This is a genomic window from Peribacillus sp. BM1, from assembly GCF_056679975.1.
Genome location: NZ_CM155259.1, coordinates 57,478 through 81,349, shown reverse-complemented (window position 1 = coordinate 81,349; position 23,872 = coordinate 57,478). Strand labels below are relative to the sequence as shown.

Sequence of the window (23,872 nt, the reverse complement as noted above, 5' to 3'; positions counted from 1 at the left end):
TTGTTAGTAACAAAAAATGAAACGGGAGTTATTAAATGGATATCGTAATCACACAACCTTCAGCCACTCCAGTAATTCAAGCATTAAGATCGATAGGATATAATGCCAGTACCGCAATAGCTGACTTGGTTGATAATAGTTTAGATGCTAAAGCATCAAAAATTAAAATAAATTTTGATTATGAAGCATTAGGCGGAATGATCATTATTCAAGATAATGGTGTTGGGATGGATGATAGAACGTTGCAGACAGCTATGAATATTGGTTCTAAAGATCCACGGGCAAGAAGAGAGGCAAAAGAGCTGGGGAGATTTGGAATGGGCTTGAAAACCGCTTCGTTTTCACTAGGTAAGCGTTTGAGCGTCCTTACTAAATTTGAAGGGCAATATTTTGAAAGATGCTGGGACTTGGACCATGTGTCTAGTTGTAATGAATGGCAGTTATTCACCAATATTCCTGAAGATGTTAAAGAGAAAATAGGAGAAATTGAAGGTAACAACGGTACGATTGTATGTATCGATAATCTAGATAGATTTATGGGCTATGGTATGAAAAATACAATCAAGGAAGGAAGCTTTTTTAATAAGGTTGACCGAATAAAAAAACATTTAGAATTTGTCTTCCACTCCATCATTGAGAATAGCGGGATTAAAATCCATATAAATGGTAATGGAATAATTCCTTGGGATCCCTTCATGAGATATAATGAGGCGACAATAGAAGGGGAAACCCAGATGCTTAGAATTAATGACCATAGAATTCGAGTTAAATACTATATTTTGCCCCATGCTTCACATTTGACTGAACCAGAATATAAAAAAGCCGGTGGTTATAAAGGATGGAGAGACCATCAGGGTTTATATGTGTATAGAGAAAATAGGCTTTTGCATTTCGGAAACTGGATGGGATTATTTCAAAAAGATGTATCATCTCAGTTGGCTAGAATACGAATTGATCTTCCAAACGATGCGGACGCTGAATGGCAGGTAGATATTAAAAAATCGGGTATCAATCTGCCAGAAGAGGCGAAAAGAAGGTTGAAAAGCATTTCTAATGTTGCAAGAAAAATTTCAAAGGATATTTTTTATTTCCGTACACAGAGTACACAGCCAAATCAAACATTTAAGGGGAGCTTAAATACTTGGGAGCAGTCAGGAAGAGAAGAAGGACCGAACTTTATATTAAATAGAAATCATCCGATCTTAAGTGAGTTATTTAAAAATTTAGATGATGAAAATGCCAGGTTGCTTAACCTATATCTGAAATTTGTACAGCTCGGTTCACCTAGTAATATTATTGATTCTCCAAAGGTATCTGAAGAAGTTATTCAAGAAATATCAGATGCTGACAGGGAGTTAGTCCTTCAATTTGCATCGACAATTATTAACTTGAAAATAGCTGATGGGGAAGAACAATTATTGAATATTCTTAGTACCCAGCCTGCATTTGACGGACTCAATAGAGTCACTTTAAAAACTATATTAATGGAGGCCGAATTAATTGTCTCAAAATAACGAAGTTAAAACTATATTTGAACAAACCTTTAATACAAATTATTTCTTATTGAAAGATGCATATTCCAATGAAGAAGCAGCAGCAGAGCAAGCTTTACAGTTTGCTAAGCTTGCATTTGAAGCAAAAAATGGTCCAATCAACCAAGCTGATTATCAGAAATGGTCACTTGAAATGTATATAAATTTTAATATTGGTGTTAATTTGCCTAAGAATTATGTCATGAGAAACGAACCTGTTGAAGGATGGTTTAAACCAGAAATCGTTTCTAATGGTTTCTATTGGCCGAGATACCGAGATTATTTGACTAGAATAAAAAATTGGCCTGTAGAATCTGTCCAAGCTATTGATGATACAACCAATGAAATAATGAGTTCTATGGGCAATCCTTATTCTATGACACCGTATGACAAGAGAGGCTTAGTTTTAGGGTATGTACAATCCGGAAAAACTGCCAATTTTACAGGTTTGATTAATAAAGCCTTTGATGCAGGCTATAAATTAGTGATAGTTCTAGCTGGTATTCATAATGATCTTAGGGCGCAAACCCAGCTAAGATTAAATGAAGAAGTGATTGGCAGGAATGACAATTATGGAAATCCTGTCGGGGTATTACAGGTTAGAGAGAATGATGCTAAACACATTATTTCTTCATGGACAACTGTTGAGAAAGATATTTCTGCCGAACATAGCGGACATAGCAATTTAGATTCTCCAACGCTTATGGTAGTCAAAAAAAATAAAACGGTATTAGAGTCGCTTCGAGATCAGCTGATAAATCATAAGAAACTATTTAACTTGAATATTCCTATTTTAATTGTTGATGATGAAGCTGATCAGGCATCGGTAGATACATCAAATCCTGATAAGAGCGAGGATCCTAAAACCATTAATCGATTAATTCGTCAAATTTTAGAAGTATTTGATCGTAAGGCATATGTTGGTTATACGGCTACTCCTTTCGCAAACCTACTTATAAGTATGGACGGAAAAACTCAAGATGAAGGTCACGATCTGTATCCAAAAGATTTTCTCGTCGGGCTTCCAAAGGCAGCAGGATATTGCGGACCAGAAGAGTTCTTTAACGTTGAAGAAAATGCTGATGACCAGCGTCCAAGTCTAATCAGGCAGTTAAAAGAAGCAGATATTGATGTTTTTACGACTATAAAAAAGAAGTCTGACGCTGATAAATTTGAAGAAGTACCGCCTCAAATGAGAGAGGCTATGCTTGTATTTTTAATGACAATTGCGACTAGAAATCTAAGAGGGCAGCGAAATAAGCATAATTCGATGCTCATTCATACTTCGAGATTTAAAGACGTCCAATCTAGTGTGAAAGATGAAGTAACTAGAACTTTTGATGCAGTTTCTAAACAATTGAGATATAACCCTCAGAGCAAACTGATCGATGAGATGAAAGATTTATATGAGAATGATATTGTTCCAACCAGTAAAGAATGGCCAGAAAATCATCCTGTATTTAAATGGGAAGAAATCTATGGAGAACTTAAAATCATAGTAGAAAATGTACAAGTATTTGAGATTAATGGAAATAGTAAGGATGCATTAGACTATAATCAATATAAGGAAGTCGGTCTGAATGTAATAGCAGTCGGCGGAGATAAACTCTCTCGAGGTCTTACCTTAGAAGGTCTAAGTGTTACTTATTATTTCAGAAATACCTTAATGTATGACACTCTTATGCAGATGGGACGCTGGTTTGGTTTCAGAACAGGTTATATGGATTTATGCAGAATTTATACAACTGAAGATATTGCTTCAAATTTTGAACATTTAGCTATTGCTATGGTCCAGCTTCGGAGAGAATTTGACCGTCTTGCCGAAAAAAGCCAGACACCATCTGAATATGCGATTAAAATGCTCAGCCATCCGACAATGACTTTAACTAGTCCATTAAAGATGAGAAATGCTGAGATAAATAATATTAATTATGGAGGCTCCATTCAGCAAACTAGATTATTTGACACTAGAGAAGAATTTTATAAAAATAACATGGATGCAACTATAAAAATGATAGAGAACATATCACCTCAACAATTGGGAAGAGGAAAAACAACATATTATGGTGCAGAAAATGTTGATTCTCAAATCGTTAAAGAATATCTAACAAAATATCAAACTCATTCAGATGCTGAAAAGGTGGACTCAAAAAAAATTGTACAATATATAGATGTTGCAAATGATAAAGGTGAGTTGTTAAATTGGACAGTTGCTGTTCTTGAAGGGGATTTGAAAGATAGGAAAGGTGTGGGTGAGTACCCAGTAACTATTGGGAGTATTGATCTTAAACAAGCAGTTGCTCGTGGAGTTAAAGTGGATGCTGTATCGGATTATACAAACAAAATTGATATAAAAGCAATCGCTTCTCCTAATCATAAAAAGATTGACCAAGAAAATGGACTTTTGCTCATTTATCCATTAAATCCCAAAGTTCAAGTTTTTGAAAGTTTAAAGGTGTCATTCTCGAAGAGCTTAGTACCTGTAGGAATTGCAATCTCATTTCCTGAATCTGAACAGGAAGATACAGAAATATATCAAGTGAATAGAACAGTAAAATAATATCAAGGAGGGAAATATTTGGTTAATTTAAAGCTTGAGTATGATCAAATGATACAGGATATAAAGGTACAAGAGGAAAGTAAAATATATAAACTGAAAATATTAACTTCGGAAACGCCTATTTTAATAGCAGGAATAGATGGTAGTAATTTCAACAGGCAGCTGTATATAGATTTAGGAACAGAGCCTTGGGAAAAGGAGCAAATTAAGGCTTTGCCTAAATGGCGAGGTTTGTCTATTAAAGTAGAATACATTGAAAAAATCACTTTATTGAGACAGCATTATTTTCTTATTCTTACTCAAGAAGCAGAGCATGACGAAGAAATTTTTAATGATATACTTCAAAATTTAGTAGATCACTTGATCAAAGATACTGATGAAGAATCTTTATTCTCCAGGGTTTATAAAGTATTAGATAGATGGAGAAGTTTTTTTCAACGAGGCGGTTTCAAGCGATTATCGGAAGAAGAGCAAAGAGGGTTGTTTGGTGAATTATGGTTTATTAATGAATGGCTGGATAATTTTCCAGGACAGCCGCCGCTACTCATTGAGCATTGGGAAGGACCTACTAAAGGAAGAATAGACTTTAAAAGTTCAAAGAGCGGTATTGAAATCAAAACATCAGCAGATAAAATAGCTAAAACGATCAAAATCTCGAATGAAAATCAGTTAAAAATTAGCGAAGCGATTCCAACAATTTATATATATGTATGTTTCTTAGAGCAAAGCAAAACTCATGGTGTTTCCTTGCAGAGTCTATCCGAAACGGTACGTAAAAAAATAGCAGATAGATCAGACCGTATCGCATTAATATATAATGATTTACTGACTGATATTGGTTTTAGAGAAGATGAATATATGGATACTTACTATTTTGTAGAAAAAATTGAGTTATACGAAGCAGAGCCCGATTTCCCTAGAATTATTAAGGAAGATTTACCAAAAGGGATATCTCATGTCAGCTACAATATTGATTTATCCCATTGCTTAGATTTTAAAAGAGATATAGAGTTGGTTAACCAATTTTTTAGACTGGAAGGATAATCATGTTAGAGAATAAACAAAGAAGTGAATTTCTAAAAGAATTTATGGAAGAAATAGAAGAACTTGCAACTAAAAGCGGCAGTTATCTCGTACCTTTTCTTGAAAAAATGCTAACTTTTATGGATAGAACTGACGAACCTGAAATATTGCAGCCTCCGTATATAGATTCTGCTAAAAATATTATAATTAATGCTTTTGCTTATGATGAAGATAATAATGCGCTTGATCTATATGTTACAGACTATAACTTTGAGCAAAATGAAGAAGATCTGCTTACCATTAACAAAACTCAAGTAACGGAGTTAGGAAATAAAGCAAAGAGATTTGTTACAAATATAAAAACTATCATGCCTACAATAGATCATTCCCTGCAAACCTTTGACTTAGCTAAGATAATTACAGAAACAGGGGCAACTATCGACGAAATTAATATTATTATAGTTACTAATATGTATTATTTAGCTAATAAAGCAGTTGACATTCAGATACCAGGCTATGATAATGTGAACGTTCAAGTTTGGGATATTGATCGTGTTCAACAATTAGTAACAGCAGAACAAGGGATACAGTCGGATTACATTGATTTTGAAAACGAATTTAATAATACGTTTGATATGATGTATGTTCCTGATCCTGTTCATGGGGGATCGAAAAATATTGATTGTTATGTAGGTTTTATTCCAGCCACCTTATTAGCAAGAGCTTATGAAGCATGGGGACCTAAATTAGTTGAAAGAAACGTAAGGTCGTTTTTACAGGCAAGAGGAGGAACGAATAAAGGAATACGAGATACTTTAAAAGATCCTTTTCAAAGAAAGATGTTTGTTGCTTATAACAATGGAATTTCAACTGTAGCACGTTCCGGAGATATTGAAAAAGTCCAAGAAGGTGCAAACCTGTATAGATTTAAAGGGTTAACAGGTTGGCAGATCGTTAACGGCGGTCAGACTACAGCATCGATTCATCAAGCATACAAAGATGGAATTGACCTTACAGATGTATTTGTTCAAGCTAAATTAACAATTCTAAAGGTTAATGAGAATCAATACAGTGATCAACACTATCTTGAAGATGACATGGTGTCCCGAATTTCAGAATATGCCAATACACAGAATAAAATAAATAAATCAGATTTACTTGCTAATACAAGGTTCATGTCTGAATTAGAGAAATTTTCCCGTAATATTTGGATTCCTGCATTTGATGGACGTAAACCAGAAACAAAATGGTACTTTGAACGTGCTAGAGGTCAGTATATGGTTGATATCAACAGGCGTAAGAGAGGCAAAGAACAGAATGAATTCAAAAAATTGTATCCGAAAGATAAAGTAATTACAAAAGTCGATCTTGCGAAGCATTTTATGTCATGGGAAGGTTTCCCGCATGTTTCAAGTAAAGGCGGAGAAGAAGCTTTTAAAAAATTTATGGAACTTAATAAGAATTATTGGAAAACAGATGGAGAATCTAAAGCCAAAATGACACTATCTGTTTATCAAAAAATTATAGCTAGAACCATCATTAATAAACACGTTACAGAAATAGTCGATGAAATGAAACTTCGCGGCTATAAAGCAAATGTCATATACTACACCGTAGCAATACTTCACCAATTATATGGAGATAAGATTGATTTAGTTGAGGTTTGGAATGATCAAACTTTATCGGATAAGTGGGATGACGTGATTCAGACAATTGCAGATAAAACACTGTTCTTCTTAAAAGAATCTGCTGGTGAAAGAAATGTTACACAGTGGGCTAAACAGGAAGCATGCTGGATCAACTTTAAAGAAAGCTGCTCAAAGGAATTGAATAATTTAATATAATTTTGTAGGAGGAACCCTTTATAAAATAGATGATTTCTATTTTATAAAGGGTTTTCTTTTTGCAAACTTTATTTAATTTTCTTTGTGATAATTATTTGCCTCAAAGTCTTTTTCCGAATTCCTCTAAATTTTTTAGCACAATATACTGAACTTGATCTAGGAGAGTTGACAATCGTGAGTTGGAACTGTGGGCCAAAAACAGAATCTATAAATATTACGATTTTGTATTTTTGTATAGTTATATCTGCTTTCCGAAAAAACTTAGTATTTTTTACAAAACCTATATAAATTACGTGTCATCTTCCAACAGCATTATCAATCAGCTATATATCAGGTTTAAATATCGGAAATACATATAGATTTCTATTAATCCTTTTTTCAAAAATCACTTGATACTTTAGGCTTGTTCAAGTTTAGATTTAGATTATTGCCTTCATGTTTTTTAAGCTACTCTGTTGTTAAACTATCCCTAATAGGTCATTTATTTAGAATATAAATGAAGCAAGAGGAATCAATCTTCATTTATTTATATTGGTAAAGGAAATGCAGTTAAATATGAGGGTGAGAAGCCAATAACGGTGAAAATTAAATTAGAGCATGAAATCCCTGCAAACTTGTATAGGGAATTCACGATAAAAATATAGTCTTCTCAGTTGAGAAGACTAATTTTTTCAGTAAGTAATTGTTCAACGGCAGGTATGTCTGCTGGTGCCCATTTTAATGAAGCTAAATTTTCTCTTTTGAGCCAGATGAATGTAGAGTGTTCGTTTGGAAGGGGTCTTCCATCAATAATTTTGCATTTTATGGAGAGTAAATGAATAATAAAGGTTTCATATTCATGAGTATTATCATTAAAGAGTTCTGTTGTTTCGATTTTGCATGATAATTCTTCATCAATCTCACGTACTAATGCAGAATAAATATCCTCATCCTTTTCTACTTTGCCACCTGGAAATTCCCACATATTCGGAAGAGACATTTCGGGAGATCTTAAAGCACAAAGAATTTCATTTTGATCGTTCTCGATGATTGCTGCAACTACCTTGATTACTTTTTTCATAGAAACCTCCGCTAGACTTTATTATCTATATAATAACATTTTTAATAGTCAGAGCCTATATATCAAAACCATATGATATGATTTTGGGTAGTCTGTCTTGACATTTATAATGATAAAATGGGGGGATGTACATGAGTATTGAACAAAGACTCTATCAGGCGGCAATTCAATTAATTGAAAAGAGATATCCTGTAGGCTGGGGTGGTGCTTGTGCAGTGTATACGAGCAAAGGAGACATATTAACAAGTGTTGCACCAGAAGTTATTAACGCGTCAACAGAGTTATGTATTGAAACAGGGGCTATTTTGGAGGCACATAAATTTAATACAAAAGTAACGCATTCCATTTGTGTTGTAAGAGATGACGAAAATGAGGCGTTTAAGGTCTTAACTCCTTGTGGGGTATGCCAGGAAAGACTATTTTATTGGGGAAATGATGTAAAAGTAGCAGTGACTACTTCTGATAATCAACTGCTGTATAAATCATTAGAAGAAGTACAGCCTTTTCATTGGTCTCGAGCTTATCAAGATCTTCACGATTAAAGGGTAGATATTCAAAACACAATATTTGCCTTGGTAAATCATAGTCAGTATACTTCTACATATATACCGTTAAAGGAGAGATACCGTGAGCAACTTAATCAAGAAGCAATTTGAATTGACAAGAGGATATTTCATCAAAAATGTGGAGGGCTTATCTAATCAGGTAGTGGACGTACAACCAGAAGGTTTTAATAATACGATTCATTGGCATATTGGCCATGTTTTAGTTTCTGCAGAGACCTTTTTATTAGGCTTTCCGGAAAGTGGCGGTTTACCAGCTAATTATGGGGAGTTGTTTGGAACCCGTACTAAGCCAAGTGATTGGCAAGGTGAGGTTCCGACTGTTGAAGCATTAATTGAGCAGTTGAAGGAACAGTTTACTCGTCTTATGGAGATCCCAGATGGTCGTTTTGAAGAAACATTGCCAGAACCATTTTTGGGAATGTCTTCTGTTGGTGAATTAGCCAATTTTGTAGCATTTCATGAATCGCTACACTTAGGACAAGTTCAAGCAATGAAGCGTTTAATTGAAGCTTCATTATAAAGATAGATGTCGTGTCTCATAAGGGTTTGACCTCGCACTCTAAATCAGTATGTCGTGTCTCATACACGCATCTTTTACTGGATTTAGTTGTTGCGGGGTCTGACCCTTTTTTGGGCATCTCTTTTCATGTCTGTAAATTAATTATTTGTCCTGATAAATGATTATGAATTTTCCCGCGAATTTTGCTATTCCGAATAAGGTTTAAAGTATTGATTATTCAGAAGCGAACGCGTACTATTTGTTCATACCAATTGAATCAAGTTATAAATACTTCTTGTATATTATCAGTAATATGGTCTGATCGTCTCTACCTAGTAGCCGTAAAATACTAGACTACAAGAAAGTTTGAATTAATGTAGATTGGAAGAAATATGTAGTAGATATGTTTTGTATAATATCTAGTTCTCTTCCTTTAAAGCTCTTATTTTTCATTCTTTCTGTTGATCAGAATATATGAAAAGTAAGAGCTTTTTTGTTGTATGGCGTATAAAGGGTTTTTATTTGTAGATAATTATAGTAGTGTTTCTACACATAAATCCAGCACCCTAGCCATTAAAGAGGTCAATGAATGACTTCGTAAAAATGATATAGTTGCAATCGTCAAGACGAATACGCTGTTAATCTTGTTCAAATCCACATCTAGGAGCTGCTTTCATGTACTTTTTGTTAAATCTTTTAGGCGTTTTTGTTGTATTAGGCGTCGTGTTTTTATGTTCTCCGAATAAGAAAGAAGTGAAATGGAGACCGGTTATTTCTCTGATCGTAGTCGAAGTGCTTATTACATGGTTTATGTTAGGCACTGAAATAGGGAGCTGGATCATTACTAAAATTGCCTCATTCTTTACGTGGTTAATTGCCTGTGCAAGTGAAGGAATTGCCTTTGTTTTTCCATCGGTTATGGCAAATGAAACAGTAGACTTTTTCTTTAGTGCATTGTTACCGATTATTTTTGTCGTTACTTTCTTTGATATTTTATCTTATTTTGGCATTTTAACGTGGATTATTGATAAAGTGGGCTGGGTGATTTCTAAAGTGTCGCGCTTGCCCAAACTAGAAAGCTTTTTCTCGATTCAAATGATGTTTTTAGGAAATACGGAAGCGTTAGCTGTCATTCGTGATCAGCTATCTGTTTTAAAGGACAATCGTTTGCTTACCTTTGGAATTATGAGTATGAGTAGTATTAGCGGATCGATTATTGGTGCCTATTTATCAATGGTCCCGGCAGAATATGTATTTACGGCGATACCTGTAAATTGTTTAAATGCACTCATTTTAGTTAGTATTTTAAATCCAATCCATGTGCCAAAAGAAGAAGACATTATTTATGTACCACCAAAATCGGAGAAAAAAGATTTCTTCTCAACGATTTCGAATAGTATGTTAGTCGGTATGAATATGGTTATCGTTATTTTAGCGATGGTGATTGGCTATGTGGCTCTTACAGCTGGTCTTAATGGGATTTTGGGTGTCATTGTAGATGGTCTGACGATTCAGAAAATCTTTTCAGTCATTTTTAGCCCATTTGCCTTTTTACTTGGTTTGACAGGGCATGATGCTATGTATGTCGCGCAGTTAATGGGAATTAAATTGGCCACGAATGAATTTGTTGCTATGATGGATCTAAAGAACAACTTAGATACATTGCCACCACATACGATTGCTGTTGCAACGACGTTCTTAACGTCATTTGCGAATTTTAGTACAGTTGGTATGATTTATGGAACGTATAATTCGGTATTATCGGAAGGCAAATCCGCGATTATCGGTAAAAACGTCTGGAAGCTTCTCGTTAGTGGTATTGCGGTCTCACTATTAAGTGCGATGATAGTCGGTTTATTTGTTTGGTAAAAAAGCAATCATCAAGAGGATGTCCAAAAAGATCTGACCTCACAGTCTATCCACCGTTTATTATGATACGTAGATAAACGATATAAAGTAGATGTGGGTCTTGTCTTTTGTTATGGGGCATCCCCTTTTTTATAGGGGAAAGTGAATTTGACATGAAGTAATTCTCGTTTTTAGAGTATATTACTTCAATAACAATCTTGTTGTACCTGGAAATTGCTCATAACAAGGAGCGAAATGGCGTACTCTATCCCCCTTCTATGGAGGTGATTGTTGCCTAAATGATAAGTACCTTAACAATAGATGTGTGAAACAGAGAAAAAATGCGTGTCCGAATTATGGTCCCTATTATGATCGATTTCCCCATCTTCGTAGGGTTTTTACCAACGATAGACTCCTTTTTTTAATCAATAGTTCTTTCTTTTTTTCTTTCAGGCTTTATTTCATGTATGATTAATCATGTATTTCAAATAGGAAAGGCTTGATTTAGATGGGATTGACAAAGAAAAAACGGGTAGTAAAAGAGATTCAACAAGTAATTATGATTACAATTGGTGCGATTATTGCTGCTGTTGGGCTTGAATTATTTTTAGTTCCTAACGATATTTTAGACGGTGGGATAATTGGTCTTTCGATAATCACAGCGGAATTAACTGGTTTAAACATGAGTTTATTTCTCATTATTTTCAATTTGCCATTTCTTTATATCGGTTATAAGAGAATAGGTACGAAGTTTACCCTTCATACTTTATATGGCGTTATCGTTTTATCTATATTTACTTCTTATTTACATCATTTTGAGCCTTTTACAGATGATTTATTTTTAGCAACGGTAGTAGGTGCAGTCATACTAGGAGCAGGTGTTGGTTTAGTTATTAGAACAGGTGGTGCTTTAGACGGAACAGAAATTATTGCCATTCTTGTAAGCAAGAAACGACCTGTTTCAGTCGGGCAATTTGTCATGATTGTCAATTTATTCATTTTTGTTCTTGCTGCCTTATTAGTATTTAGTTGGGAAACCGCTATGTATTCTATTATTACTTATTTTATTGCTTATAAAATGATTGATATTGTCGTTGAAGGTATGGAAGAATTAAAATCAGTAACGATTATTTCTGATCAACCAGAAGAAATTGCAAATTCCTTAATACAGGAATTAGGTCGCGGCATTACGTATATTCATGGTGAGGGTGTTTATAGTAACGAGCCCAAAAAGATCATATATACGATCGTATCTCGGATCGAATTATCTAGTTTACGTACCATTGCTCAAGAAATAGACCCGAAAGCCTTAATCGCCATAGAGAATGTTGCTGATGTTTCAGGTAGTAACTTTAGAAAAAGTTCGGCTCATTAAAATGAATTGAACCTCTTAAGATTCATTTTTTAACTGAGGGGCTCATCGCATTAAGCTACATAAAGAAGCGGATCACTCATAATAGAGTGGTCCGCTTTGTTACTAGTCTCCTACTTTTTCTGCTTTTCTGACAGTTTTCCATCCTCGATATACACGACACGATCACATAAATCGAGCATCCGCTTGTCATGAGTAACCATAATGGCGGCTTTTTTGTGCAGTTTCACTTCATCTGCGAGCATTTGAACGACAGCTCGACCTCGTTCGGAATCAAGGCTTGCGGTTGGTTCATCTGCTAAAATAATATCAGGATTATTCATCCAGGCGCGCGCGATGGCAACGCGTTGACGCTCACCGCCGGATAAGCTTTCTGGGTAATGGTTCTTTCTATGATTTAAGCCAAGTCGATCAAGCAGATTATCGACTCTTTTTTTTGCATTTTTATTATTCATTCCACTTAATTCGGAAATGAGCAACAATTGATCTTGAACGGTTAAATAAGGAATTAAATTTGCCGATTGAAAGACAAAGCCGATTTTTTCTAATCGAAGTTGATTCATTTTTTTTGGAGAAAGCTTGTGGATCTCCTTACTACCAATCATGATACGCCCGCTTGTTGGTGATAATAATGCACCTGTAATGGAAAGGAAGGTACTTTTTCCTGATCCGGATGGGCCGACAACGGCGACGAATTCACCCGCTTTTACTTGTAATGATACATCATCCAGGACTTTCACAGACGTATCGCCGTCACCATAAATTTTGCTGATATTTTCAAGTAGTAGTTGAATTTCCATTATGCAGCCCTCCCGATTGCTTCAATTGCATCAATTTTCGATACCCGGTATAGCGATAGTAAGGCACCAATCATCGATACTACTAAGAAAAGAAACGAACAGCCTATCACTAATTGAGCACTAAGGTCAAAAGGCATACTATCAGGTAAAATGAACGATACACCAAAGGTGAGGGAAATGCTGATTAGTAAACTTATAATCGTAATGAATACGACTTGGGAAATAATCGTCCGTGCCAAGTATGTTGATTTGGCGCCAATTGCTTTTAAGACACCGAATTGATTCATTTTTTGAATCGTCATCACATAGAAGAATGCGGCTAAAACAAATGCAGCAATGACGAATAGAAATGCAATCATCATCATTAGTGATCCTTGTTCTTCTTTATAGCCTGGGATGCCTTGCAGGGCTTGATCTTTACTAATCACGTCAACGTTTGGAAGATTTTTCTCAATTTGTTTCGCTGTATTTGCCGAAATGTTTAAAGCAATCGTATTAAACACGTCTTGATTCGGGGTCTGATTATGAGAAATCGTAGACCAACCGTTGAAATTCAGATAAACAACTGGTGTATGACTGAAAGATTGACCTTCTGTGAACCCGACGATTGTGAAAATTTCTCCTGATGCCAAGTCTTCTATTTCATCACCGAGCTTTAATCCTTCGTGTTGTAATGAACGATCGGCTACTACTTCATGGGCTGTTCTATGATTGAGCATTTTTCCTTCGGTTATCGTAGGAGCCAGCATGCTGTTTATATCAATTGCGAAAAACGTAATATCACTTTTTTTTGAAGCGCCATTTTTCGTAATGGTTGTCATTTGCACGCCAAGTGGTGTAGCCTGCCCCTCTTCGGTGTATTCGCGTACATCCTGCAGATTTTTATCAGATAAGGTTGAACGGGTTAAGCGATGGTCTGAATCTTGTTGGAGGACTAAGTAATCCGCATTCATATTTTGAATCGACGATGCGTTATCCGAAGACAGCCCTTTGGCTAATCCGGAAACAAACAGGACCAACCATATAAGTAAGATCATGATGAATCCAATCAATACGTACCGTAATTTAGCGTGCTTCATTTCCCTTAATGCGAGAAACATGATTTGTTCATCTCCATTCATTAATAACTTAAATATAGGATAATACAGCAATATGAACGGAGTATGAACAGTTCTTTACATTCTCGGAAGCTGGATGTGGAAAGTCGTTCCGTTTCCAATTTGACTTGTAACGGAGATTTGTCCAGAGTGAAGTTCGACAATTTTCTTCGAAATCGCAAGTCCTAAACCACTACTTCCGATTTCGCTTGGAGTTCTAGCTTGATCTACTTTATAAAAACGGTTAAAAATATTGGCTAACTCGCTTTGGGCAATCCCAATGCCCGTATCTTGTACTTCAACGATACAATCATTTTCCTGTTCAGTGAGCCGAATGGATATCGTTCCACCAATAGGGGTGAATTTAATGCTGTTCGTTAAAAGATTCGTCCATACTTGGTGGAGGAGATGCTGATCGGCATAGATGAAGGTTGTGGGTAAACTTAAGTCAATCGCTATCTCTTTTTCTTGCCAGCTCCATTCAGACATAAATATGACCTGTTTAATTTGCTCGGCAACATTAAAGGTGCTCTTTTTTATTAGATGTTCTTCTTTATCTAATGAAGCAAGCATCAATAATTGCTTACTTAATTGGGACATTCGCTTCGTTTCTGCTTCAATAATGGCTAAATAATGCTTCCTTTGTTCTTCAGGTAAAGTATCGGATTGCAATGTATGTGAAAACCCTTGGATGGATGCGAGTGGGGCTTGAATTTCATGGGAAACGTTCGAAACGAATTCTTGTCGCATACTCTCAAGTTGTTCTAAATTCTTTGCCATCTCTTTAAAATGTTCAGCTAATTTGCCAATTTCGTCTCGTCGTTTCATATCAAGCTGAATATCATATTTTCCGGTGGATATCCTTTTTGTTGCATCGGTTAGTTTGATAATCGGTTTTACAATATACCGCGTACTAATAATGACGAAGAGGATGCTTACTATGAGCGAAAGAATGAGAAGAACGGAAAAGAAAATCCGCATTTCACCAAACTGCATATCGAGATTCGGACGAATGAAGAGTGCATAGTTCTTGCCGTCTACAGTCATTCGTACCCCGATTGTGTTTGTTAATACATTATCGAAAAAACCTGTTATAAACGCACTTGAGGGGAAGTCCAAAATGCCGTGATACACATGTCCATTGAGCACATTCTGAATGATTTCTGAATTGATCTCTTTATTTCTAAATTCTCCACCATAAAAAGAACTATTCCCATCCTGATCGACTACATATAATTGATAGCCAAGATCGGCGGTATTTTCTAAATAATCGTTAAGCAGAATTTCTTGATTCTTTTCATAAAAATTAACGATGTCTTTCGAAAGTCGAGTCACTTTACTGTCGTTAAAAGGTTTAAGTTTATTTTGATAATAGAAATTGGCAAGGATAAAGGCTAGTATTCCGCTTAAAATCATCACAAAAATGGTGGTAAAAACGATACGTAAATAGAGAGTTTTCACTATTTGGCAACCTCCAATTTATAGCCAACCCCTCGTACCGTTTTAATCATGAAATCGCCATCTTGGTTCGAGAAACGTTCACGTAGCCGTTTAATATGTACATCGACTGTGCGGTCATCCCCAGAAAAATCTGCACCCCAGATTAGCTGGATTAATTCATCTCGCGTGAAAATTCGATCAGGGAAGCTGGCTAGCTGTGCTAATAGTTCAAATTCCTTCATGGGTAGCATTAGTAGCTTCCCATTAGCATGTACTTCATAACTTTTACGGTCAATTATGGTTTGATTGAGCACGATTTTCTCAGCATTGACCATTTGAAAACGACGAAGCAGGGCTTTAATTCGGAACAATAATTCTTTCGGTTCAAACGGTTTTGTGACATAATCATCCGTTCCAACAGCAAAGCCTTTTTCTTTATCGATCAACTGATCTTTCGCAGTTAATAAAATAATTGGGAAATCATAATCGCTCCTTATTTCCTCACACAGCTGATAGCCATCCTTATTCGGCATCATCACGTCTACAATGGCTAAATGAATTTGCTGTTTCAATAGAATCGTTGAAGCTTCTACACCATCAGCTGCTTCGTAAACGGAAAAGCCTTCTTTTTGTAAAAAATGTTGTAATAATTCACGAATGTGTTGATCATCATCAGCAATTAAAATACGGATCATCTGGATATACAGCTCCTAAACTAGAATGATAGCGGAAGTTTACCTTAAATATACAGCATCCAGTCAAGAAGATGAAATATTGGTCTGTTTTTATATTCTACATTTTGCCTCTTCAGATTATGGCGGCTCGCAAAATTCGAATCGGGCATGAAAAGTATGGTTTCTCGCCCGCAAATCCCGAATCCGGCGCGAAAAGAGTTGATTCTGGCTTGGCAATCTTAAATCTGGCACGAAAAGGGGGCACATGTTCACTTTGTCTATAACATCGACAATTGGAAGTAGGATAAACTTGGTTCAGCAGGGGATGAATTTGTTTGCTACAATCAAATATGATAGAAAACGTGGACAGGGGAGAGGAAATGGAATTTTTAGCAACAATATTAATGTTAGTCGCTTTTTTTAGCTTTTTTATCGGTCTTCTTGGTGTGATAAAAGGAAGCGTGAAATTTATAAGATTGCGCTCTAGGAAGGCAAGCTCCTTGTTTGTTGTGGTTGCATTCGTAGTGTTTATGATCGGGGGAGCCATGATACCAACGGACCCTACCACAAATGCTCCAACAGAAGATCAACAAGAAGCAACGCCTATAAAGGAACAAAAAGAAACGAAAACGGAAGAGACTAAGAAAGCAAATGACGTAGCTGTCTCCGAGCCATTAACAGAAGAATTGGCCGTACATTTTGTCGATGTTGGTCAAGGAGCCGCACAAGTGATTATTGCACCAAATAAAAAAGTGATGGTCATTGATGCTGGTAATAACGATGATGAAGACAAAATGGTCGCTTACTTGAAAGAGTTAGGAGTATCTAAGGTTGATGTGTTAATTGGCACACATCCTGACGCCGATCATATTGGCGGAATGGATGCGGTCATTGATTCTTTTGATATTGGAAAAATATATATGCCGAAAGTACAACGAGATACACAAACATTTGAATCGGTTTTACAATCGATTCAAAATAAAGGATTAACAGTAACAACAGCGAAAGCGGGCATCGAACTTCATTTAGACCCTATGGTACAAGCGAAAATGATTGCTCCGCTGGACGATACAGCAAGTGATGCGAATGAAATGAGTGCAGTTGTCAGACTTCAATATGGTGAACAATCATTCCTTTTAACAGGGGATGCGGGAATACCAACAGAGGAAAAATGGCTTCAGTCAGGTGAAATGATAAAATCTACGGTCCTTTTAACCGGTCACCATGGTAGCAATCACTCTACTAGTGAAGCATTCTTACAAGCGGTTCAACCGAAATACGCAGTGATTCAAGTAGGAAAAAACAGTTACGGTCATCCGACTAGCGAAGTATTAGAACGAATTCACAATGAGAAAATAAAGATATACCGTAACGATACCGATGGAACGATTGTGTTTAAGACAGGTGGTAAAGAAATCAATATCAACAAACAGGCATGGGAGTATACACCTGTACCTAAATCACAGGAACAGACACAAGCGAATAACCAAACGACACCCAATCCAGTTGTAACTCCACCAGCAAGTATACCGGATGTGACAAGTAGCTTACAGGCTACTGCTGTGATAGATGAAGCGACTCCAAATCAAAACGAAGAAGTTACAGTGACCGTTACGGTAAAAGATCAATATGGTAAGCCTGTAAATGGAGCGAATGTTCATTTGAACCTTCAATTTAAGTCGAAAGATACGGTGTATGAAGGTGTGACAAATGCAAATGGTGTTGCCTCTCTTGCCTTTAGAGTAGGTCGAGCGGCTGCTGGATTCACGGTAGATGGCGACATTACAGTTTCAGCGAATGGTATTACTACAACCACGAAAACAGCTTTTACTCCAAAATAAAGGAAGTGTAAGCATGAAAGGAATCATTGATCGATTTGAAGGGGATTTTGTTGTGATTGAAGTCGATGGAAACACAGAAAATGTTCCAAAAGAGTTAGTTGAAGCTAAGGTGAAAGTCAATGATGTCGTGGAATTCGTCAATGGAAAATGGGTAGTTCATGAAGAAGAAACGGAAAAGCGTAGGAAAAAGATCAAATCGCTTATGGAAAGTGTTTGGGAAGATTAAAGAAAGAAATATGTTTGGAAAAAGAATCGGGGGTGTCCCATAAGGATTAGACCTCGCACACTAAATCAGTATGTAGTGTTTTACACACTTATCTTATACTGTATTTTAGTTGTTGCGAGGTCTAATCCTTTTTTGTATGAGGATGTAGATACCCCTTCATTTTCAAGGTAAGCGCCAAATATACAAAAAACGAGCAATTTTCTGCTTGGTCAACTAAGCGTAAACTGGCTCTTAAGCCTTAAAAATATTTTTGATTTTCCGTAATAGGGGCGCAATTCTGCAGTAAGAAGGCGTCTTTTTGTATTGGGCCATTTTATAGAAGAGATATTATTTAATATTAGGTAAGAAATCGGGTAAATTAACCAAAAGAAATTGTAGGGGTGTACTATGAAACAAATTGTTTTGGTTATTTTTCTTTTCGCTACTTTAGCTATGTATCCATCTCAAACTAATGCGATTTCAATGCCTTGTAGTTTACTATTAGAACCAGTTGATAAAAATCTAAAAAATGCCAAGGGTGTAGCGCTAATCTATAAAGTGCAATTACACCCACCGAGTTTCGCAAGAACTAATGTAAGTATTCTTGCTGTTCACCTTCCTGAACCATCAGCTTATGGAAATTATAATAGCTATGAAGGTTTTGCGTTTATACCAGATGAAATAAGTTGGCGATTTAGGCTTTACCCTACCACAGAAGAGGAAAGTCCAACGTGGGCTGGAAGATTTGATTTAATTACAGCAAAAATGGAAAATGCTGAAGTTCAAGTTCGTCTTTCTAATTCAAAAACTAAGAAGTTAGGACCAAGGATTTTAACAAAAAGCATTAAATCCTGTAAGTAGTCTATTCAGCTAAAGGTAGCTTTTATGAAGTAACTAAGTCAAATTTCTCACTTACAAAACAAATATGGCGTTAAAACGCCACCATTTACTATGAAGGATTCATCCTGTAGCACGCTACATTCGCCTAATCTCAATGGTTGCGGTGCGGAGCCGGAATTTTAGATGCTTTCTAAGGTAAAATCAGTATACCTGATAAATAGATTGACTATACTAGTAAGTCGCGAAGCCCCGTCCCTATGTCCTTCATACAAAACCGAGACATTTGGCTTTTTTTATTTTAGATTTCCTTAACGTTGTAAACTTCCTGACGGTACCCCAAATATATAAAGATAATAAGGCTGTATCTCGTAATCTTACGGGGGCATCCTACGATACAGAAATATTTAAAATTAAATAACTGTTCATCTACTTAAAATCGCTCATAACATACGGATGCGAGGAGGCCTGCGGTTACAATTGTAATCGTTGAGAACATGACACTTTGTAGACCTAATGTTTGATATCCAAGTAAAACGATTAATCCATCCATGAACGCAATAAGAAATCCAATATTCAGTGGAGTGGCTTTCGCAATGAAGTAGGCGATTAGATCGGTCCCCCCAGTACTTGTCTTATACCGAAGCATTAAGCCAACTCCAATTCCACAAAGGGCCCCTCCTAGAATGGCACTCAGCCAAATCGGCAGAAAAAACTGATATGGAGCTAGTAAATCAATAAAAATGGCTGTGGCAATCATTCCATAAACGCTACCATGAAACTGTTTTCGATCCTTTACCCACGCGTAGATGATTAATGGAATACTTAACAACGCCGACCATAATCCCGCGTGAAAATCAAAATAATAATGCAGAATAAGTGCTATACCAATAATTCCCCCATCAAGCAATTGGTGGGGAACCAAAAATCCATTAATCCCAATTCCAAGTAGAATGCTGCCAATCACCAAAGCTGCCACTCTAGCAAAAATCTTAACCACCCCATTAATTACTAACAAAAAGCCTACATAATACCTATGATGGTTGTCCCGGAAATATTCCTAATTGCTATAATCTATTCATTTGATACATCATTACACAAAGGAATGGAAGTGAAATAACTGAGGAGACGTACTTTCGCATTTTACAAAATTCCACAATTGGATGCAATTGCGTAAACAATAAATCCCAATCTCTCATTTATGGTACTGAGAGATTGGGATTTATTAAAACTAGATTATTCTTAATCTAGTAAAGCTGTATTTTCCTGACGTTCCGCCTTATACAATAAATCTTGATTCTTCCTATATTGCTGTGACTTCAGGTAGATCATTTAAATTGTGATGAGCCAAGCGACGATTGGTCCGATAATCGATCCTAGTATGGCACTTAATGTCATGGAAACGGAACTCATGGACAAAGTAAATTCACCATATTCAGCGGATTTTGCTGTGCCTAAAGCATGGGAAGCACTACCAAAGGCAATACCTTTTCCTAATGAACTGTTAATTCGCAGTCGTTTCATGAAGGTCGGACCTAAGATGACGCCAGTGAATCCTGCAATCATGACGAAGACAGTCGTCATGGGAGGAATACCGCCAAGTACTTCTGAAACTTGGAGAGCTACTGGGGTAGTAAGAGATTTAGGTAACATGGATAATATAAGTGTTTGGTCGATTCCTAAAACATGCGCGAATAGGAGAACACTGATCATACCAGTAATTAAGCCGACGAATACGCCACTTATAATGGGGAACCAATAGCTCACGACGATATGGCGCTGTTTGTATAAAGGATAGGCAAGTGCTACTACAGCAGGCCCTAGAAGGGATTGAATCCACTGTCCGCCAATCATATAGCTCGAATAGGGAATATGAAAGAGGGTAAGTAGAATGATTAAGATGATTGTTGTTGTCAAAACAGGCAGGAGAAGTGGGTAAGAAAAGCGTATATATAGCTGATTCATGAGAATATATGCGGTAATTGTTAATATGATTACAATGATTGCGAATAGTGTTTGCTGCATTTCTTTTTCTCCTTTCTTATTTGTGCCCGCTTTTCAAGATATTGACTTATCATTCCAGCTGCCCCCATCGTTATCATCGTACTTATGACAGTAATGACAATTAATAGTACACCTTGAAACGAAACCAAAGAAGGATAATTCATGATCCCCAACATGGCTGGAATAAATAACAAGGATAAAAATTTTAATAAAAATCCAACTCCAGCTTCAATAAATTGTAGCGGGATAATTTTTAAAGACAAACCAACCAATAACAAGAGCATACCAATGATACTTCCTGGAATTGGAAGATTAAAAAAGTCATGCAAAACACCTCCGATAAAGGAAAAGGCATAAAGAATCGCAATCTGGATGATGATTTTTATGATTTTCATGTATCTAGCTGCAGTTTTGAACAGCTTTCCACCTCTCTTTGAATGAAAACTTATAAACTTACCATACTATGATACAACTATAATTATATGTGTCAATGTATAGTTTAATGGCTCAGAAGATAAATGTGGCATGTTTGAGGTTCGAATAGTCAGGATGAACGAGGTTTTTATCAATTGAAAAATTTTTCTACAAAAATAAAAATTGTCTCGTATTTCTACGAGACAACCTTATTACTGAACGTGATTTATTGTACTTATATTTTTTAACTCCAAGTTGTGTAGATTCCTTACTTCAAGAGACAATAGACTCTTTCTTAGTAGTTTTTTCTTTAATTTCTGCAATCTCTTTTTGAATTTCTTCCATTCTCTTACTATCTAATTTATAGAATTTCATTGCAATGATTGACACGACCAAGCCAAGTGCTGGTAAACCGAATGCTAATAGTAATGTTACTGCAAATAAAGGGGTAGTTAATGCTTCGCCAACTTGCGGGAATTCTGAACTATATCCGATCATGCCCACTACAGCACCAACGATCACCGGAGCTAAAGATGAAACTAATTGATCAATAAATGAGAAGATTGTACCCATCATGCCAGGGACATAACGACCTGATTTAGCCGTTTCATAGTCAGAAACATCGGCAATCATCGGAACGACAAGAGTAGTTGGAATGCCACCAAAGCCAAGACCTAATGAATATAAAACTAAAAACAATATAGTGGTTATCCCGATATTACTAAGGGATATCGTTGTCGGATCGTCAATGATCAAGAATAGCGCAATCAGACCAATAAATGACAGCATACCGATCCAAGCCGATTTAACATATGAATTTTTTAATCCTGATTTTCTTGCAACTGAAACCACTATGAATGTTATCAAAAGTTGTGGTATTAGTGTAATTAATCCGATTGTACCACTTAGTGCATAATCTCCTAGTAAAATACCAAATAACATGACGACTACGACTGAATGTCTGAGCAAACTAGTTGCAAGTTTGTCAAAAGAAGCGGAAAGAGAGAGCATTTGCAATGGTCTGTTCCCTTTAATAATTGGCCAATAATCACGAAGGCTTGTTTTTGTCGTATCCTCAGCCAAGCCATAAAATTCTTTACGATCTTTCGCCCAAATGCCCACCATTGCTAAAATAGCAAATATGCCTGAAAGAATAAGTCCATAAGAATTTAATTCAGTAAACAATGGCATATTAAATCCACCATGTTTTGCAATCAGATAAGAGGAAACGAAAATTTGCCCGCCAGTAAACACTCCTACATTAAAAATTCCGTCAAATATAGCATAAAGTGGTCGTTGCTTTGGATCATTTGTCAAAACAGTTTGCGCTGCTTTCGTCACACTACATTGAAGTGAATAACCAATTTTATTGACTACTAACATTGCAACAAAGAAAATTAATTGAAGGGATTCCGGTAATAAATGAGTTACATTGTATACAATTAATATGGTAGCTACTGAAATGAGATATCCTATAATAATTAATGGTCTAAATTTTCCGAACCTGGATTCTGTTTTATCGATAATATAGCCAATAGTAGGATCAATAATACCATCAAATAGGCGCGTGGCCATTAAAACCGTACTTATTACCATAACAGCGAGTCCAGCAATTCCGGTTGCATAATACGTGACAAACCCTAACAAGAACATTTGGAGATTTGTTGATGTGTTATTTAATGTAAAAAAACCAATTTGCCATAACTTCGACGAGTTGTATTTGGGACCACCTTGCATTGTAGTACTTGACATTAAAATTACCCCCTTTGATTTTGATGTAGAATCTTTCGGTTAACAGAATTTTTAGAAAATTTAAATCAAAAAAATTATCTAACGAAATAATTATTTCTCATGTTCAGTTGATATGTATGCAAAATAATTTATTCGTTTGATAAACTAACTATTTATTAACTAAATAATAAATGTAAGCGCTTTAAATAGCAAGATGTTTTTTTAAAAAAAATAATTTTGTTTTTTTTTTCGATAAGCCTATTGATTCTGGTTGAAGAAACAGCCGTTTAATGGGAGCAATGAATCGATCTACTATCACAAAATAGTGGGTGCATGCTAGAACGGGATTAACAATCAGTGGGAGAGTTATAATTATGTTGCCCAAGCTATTGAAAACACAAGTCTGTGCAAACATGATTGAAGAATATAAGGGGATAGTAAGGCAGACCGTGTTTTTCCGAAAGGTACTGTTAATTGTCTACTCTTATCGTATAATTCTTCTAAATAGAAAGTTCGGACAGTTAA

20 protein-coding genes and 1 riboswitch are annotated in these 23,872 nt (G+C 36.0%); of the genes, 11 read left to right on the top strand and 9 right to left on the bottom strand.

The features are described from left to right. Positions 1 to 35: 35 nt before the first annotated feature. Genes AC1MGI_RS00405 through AC1MGI_RS00390 form a run of 4 tightly spaced genes read left to right on the top strand, consistent with a single transcriptional unit; the run spans position 36 to position 6,959 of the window. Positions 36 to 1,514: an ATP-binding protein gene (locus AC1MGI_RS00405; protein WP_480347698.1), complete on the top strand. Its 1,479-nt coding sequence runs from the start codon at positions 36 to 38 to the stop codon at positions 1,512 to 1,514. Beyond that, positions 1,501 to 4,092, top strand: coding sequence for a Z1 domain-containing protein (locus tag AC1MGI_RS00400; protein ID WP_480347696.1), 2,592 nt, complete (start codon positions 1,501 to 1,503; stop codon positions 4,090 to 4,092). Before AC1MGI_RS00405 ends, AC1MGI_RS00400 begins: the two co-directional genes overlap by 14 nt. Positions 4,093 to 4,110: 18 nt before the next feature. Continuing rightward, the gene (locus AC1MGI_RS00395; RefSeq protein WP_480347694.1) at positions 4,111 to 5,136 is read left to right on the top strand and encodes a PD-(D/E)XK motif protein; all 1,026 of its coding nucleotides are present in this window, start codon (positions 4,111 to 4,113) and stop codon (positions 5,134 to 5,136) included. 2 nt (positions 5,137 to 5,138) lie between these two features. Next, positions 5,139 to 6,959 carry an AIPR family protein gene (locus tag AC1MGI_RS00390; protein WP_480347692.1) on the top strand — a complete coding sequence of 607 codons (1,821 nt, stop codon included), beginning with the start codon at positions 5,139 to 5,141 and terminating at the stop codon, positions 6,957 to 6,959. Between the two features lie 649 nt (positions 6,960 to 7,608). On the opposite strand, the gene AC1MGI_RS00385 is transcribed toward AC1MGI_RS00390, so the two are convergent. Then, positions 7,609 to 8,019, bottom strand: a complete 411-nt coding sequence (locus tag AC1MGI_RS00385; protein ID WP_480347690.1) for a (deoxy)nucleoside triphosphate pyrophosphohydrolase — start codon at positions 8,017 to 8,019, stop codon at positions 7,609 to 7,611. Positions 8,020 to 8,150: 131 nt separating this feature from the next. On the opposite strand from AC1MGI_RS00385, the gene AC1MGI_RS00380 reads away from it, so the two are divergent. The 4 genes from AC1MGI_RS00380 (at position 8,151) to AC1MGI_RS00365 (ending at position 12,307) form a co-directional block, all read left to right on the top strand. Then, on the top strand, positions 8,151 to 8,561 hold the full coding sequence (locus AC1MGI_RS00380; RefSeq protein ID WP_480347689.1) for a cytidine deaminase: 411 nt from the start codon (positions 8,151 to 8,153) through the stop codon (positions 8,559 to 8,561). Positions 8,562 to 8,646: 85 nt separating this feature from the next. Then, entirely contained in the window at positions 8,647 to 9,105 is a 459-nt protein-coding gene (locus AC1MGI_RS00375) for a DinB family protein (RefSeq protein WP_480347687.1), read from the top strand. Between the two features lie 254 nt (positions 9,106 to 9,359). Further along, a riboswitch (purine riboswitch) is annotated at positions 9,360 to 9,461 on the top strand. A 298-nt stretch (positions 9,462 to 9,759) separates the two neighbouring features. After that, positions 9,760 to 10,953: a NupC/NupG family nucleoside CNT transporter gene (locus AC1MGI_RS00370; protein WP_480347685.1), complete on the top strand. Its 1,194-nt coding sequence runs from the start codon at positions 9,760 to 9,762 to the stop codon at positions 10,951 to 10,953. Between the two features lie 487 nt (positions 10,954 to 11,440). Beyond that, complete coding sequence (locus AC1MGI_RS00365) at positions 11,441 to 12,307, top strand: YitT family protein (protein WP_480347683.1); 867 nt, start codon at positions 11,441 to 11,443, stop codon at positions 12,305 to 12,307. A gap of 110 nt (positions 12,308 to 12,417) precedes the next feature. Here AC1MGI_RS00365 and AC1MGI_RS00360 read toward each other — a convergent pair whose 3' ends face one another. The 4 genes from AC1MGI_RS00360 to AC1MGI_RS00345 form a co-directional block, all read right to left on the bottom strand. After that, a complete protein-coding gene (locus AC1MGI_RS00360) occupies positions 12,418 to 13,104 on the bottom strand; it encodes an ABC transporter ATP-binding protein (RefSeq protein WP_480347682.1) in 687 nt (228 codons plus the stop codon). Continuing rightward, positions 13,104 to 14,204 (bottom strand): ABC transporter permease, encoded by a 1,101-nt coding sequence (locus tag AC1MGI_RS00355; RefSeq protein WP_480347680.1) that lies wholly within the window; start codon positions 14,202 to 14,204, stop codon positions 13,104 to 13,106. The genes AC1MGI_RS00360 and AC1MGI_RS00355 overlap by 1 nt, the downstream gene beginning before the upstream one ends. Before the next feature lie 75 nt (positions 14,205 to 14,279). Continuing rightward, positions 14,280 to 15,662, bottom strand: a complete 1,383-nt coding sequence (locus tag AC1MGI_RS00350) for a sensor histidine kinase (RefSeq protein ID WP_480347678.1) — start codon at positions 15,660 to 15,662, stop codon at positions 14,280 to 14,282. Further along, positions 15,662 to 16,336, bottom strand: coding sequence for a response regulator transcription factor (locus tag AC1MGI_RS00345; RefSeq protein ID WP_480347677.1), 675 nt, complete (start codon positions 16,334 to 16,336; stop codon positions 15,662 to 15,664). The genes AC1MGI_RS00350 and AC1MGI_RS00345 overlap by 1 nt, the downstream gene beginning before the upstream one ends. A 359-nt stretch (positions 16,337 to 16,695) precedes the next feature. Here AC1MGI_RS00345 and AC1MGI_RS00340 point away from each other — a divergent pair, with 359 nt between their 5' ends. From AC1MGI_RS00340 to AC1MGI_RS00330, 3 genes are all read left to right on the top strand, one after another. Further along, positions 16,696 to 18,156 (top strand): MBL fold metallo-hydrolase, encoded by a 1,461-nt coding sequence (locus AC1MGI_RS00340; RefSeq protein WP_480347675.1) that lies wholly within the window; start codon positions 16,696 to 16,698, stop codon positions 18,154 to 18,156. A 13-nt stretch (positions 18,157 to 18,169) separates the two neighbouring features. Next, entirely contained in the window at positions 18,170 to 18,382 is a 213-nt protein-coding gene (locus AC1MGI_RS00335) for a DUF3006 domain-containing protein (protein WP_480347673.1), read from the top strand. A 387-nt stretch (positions 18,383 to 18,769) separates the two neighbouring features. Next, complete coding sequence (locus tag AC1MGI_RS00330) at positions 18,770 to 19,222, top strand: YoqH family protein (protein ID WP_480347671.1); 453 nt, start codon at positions 18,770 to 18,772, stop codon at positions 19,220 to 19,222. A 409-nt stretch (positions 19,223 to 19,631) separates the two neighbouring features. Here the strand turns inward: AC1MGI_RS00330 and AC1MGI_RS00325 are convergent, their stop codons facing one another. The 4 genes from AC1MGI_RS00325 to AC1MGI_RS00310 form a co-directional block, all read right to left on the bottom strand. Further along, a complete protein-coding gene (locus tag AC1MGI_RS00325) occupies positions 19,632 to 20,216 on the bottom strand; it encodes a YitT family protein (protein ID WP_480347669.1) in 585 nt (194 codons plus the stop codon). A gap of 314 nt (positions 20,217 to 20,530) precedes the next feature. Beyond that, positions 20,531 to 21,223: an LrgB family protein gene (locus AC1MGI_RS00320; protein WP_480347667.1), complete on the bottom strand. Its 693-nt coding sequence runs from the start codon at positions 21,221 to 21,223 to the stop codon at positions 20,531 to 20,533. Further along, positions 21,193 to 21,597: a CidA/LrgA family protein gene (locus AC1MGI_RS00315; RefSeq protein WP_480347665.1), complete on the bottom strand. Its 405-nt coding sequence runs from the start codon at positions 21,595 to 21,597 to the stop codon at positions 21,193 to 21,195. Before AC1MGI_RS00315 ends, AC1MGI_RS00320 begins: the two co-directional genes overlap by 31 nt. 292 nt (positions 21,598 to 21,889) lie before the next feature. Continuing rightward, on the bottom strand, positions 21,890 to 23,368 hold the full coding sequence (locus AC1MGI_RS00310; protein WP_480347663.1) for an MFS transporter: 1,479 nt from the start codon (positions 23,366 to 23,368) through the stop codon (positions 21,890 to 21,892). Positions 23,369 to 23,872 lie beyond the last annotated feature (504 nt).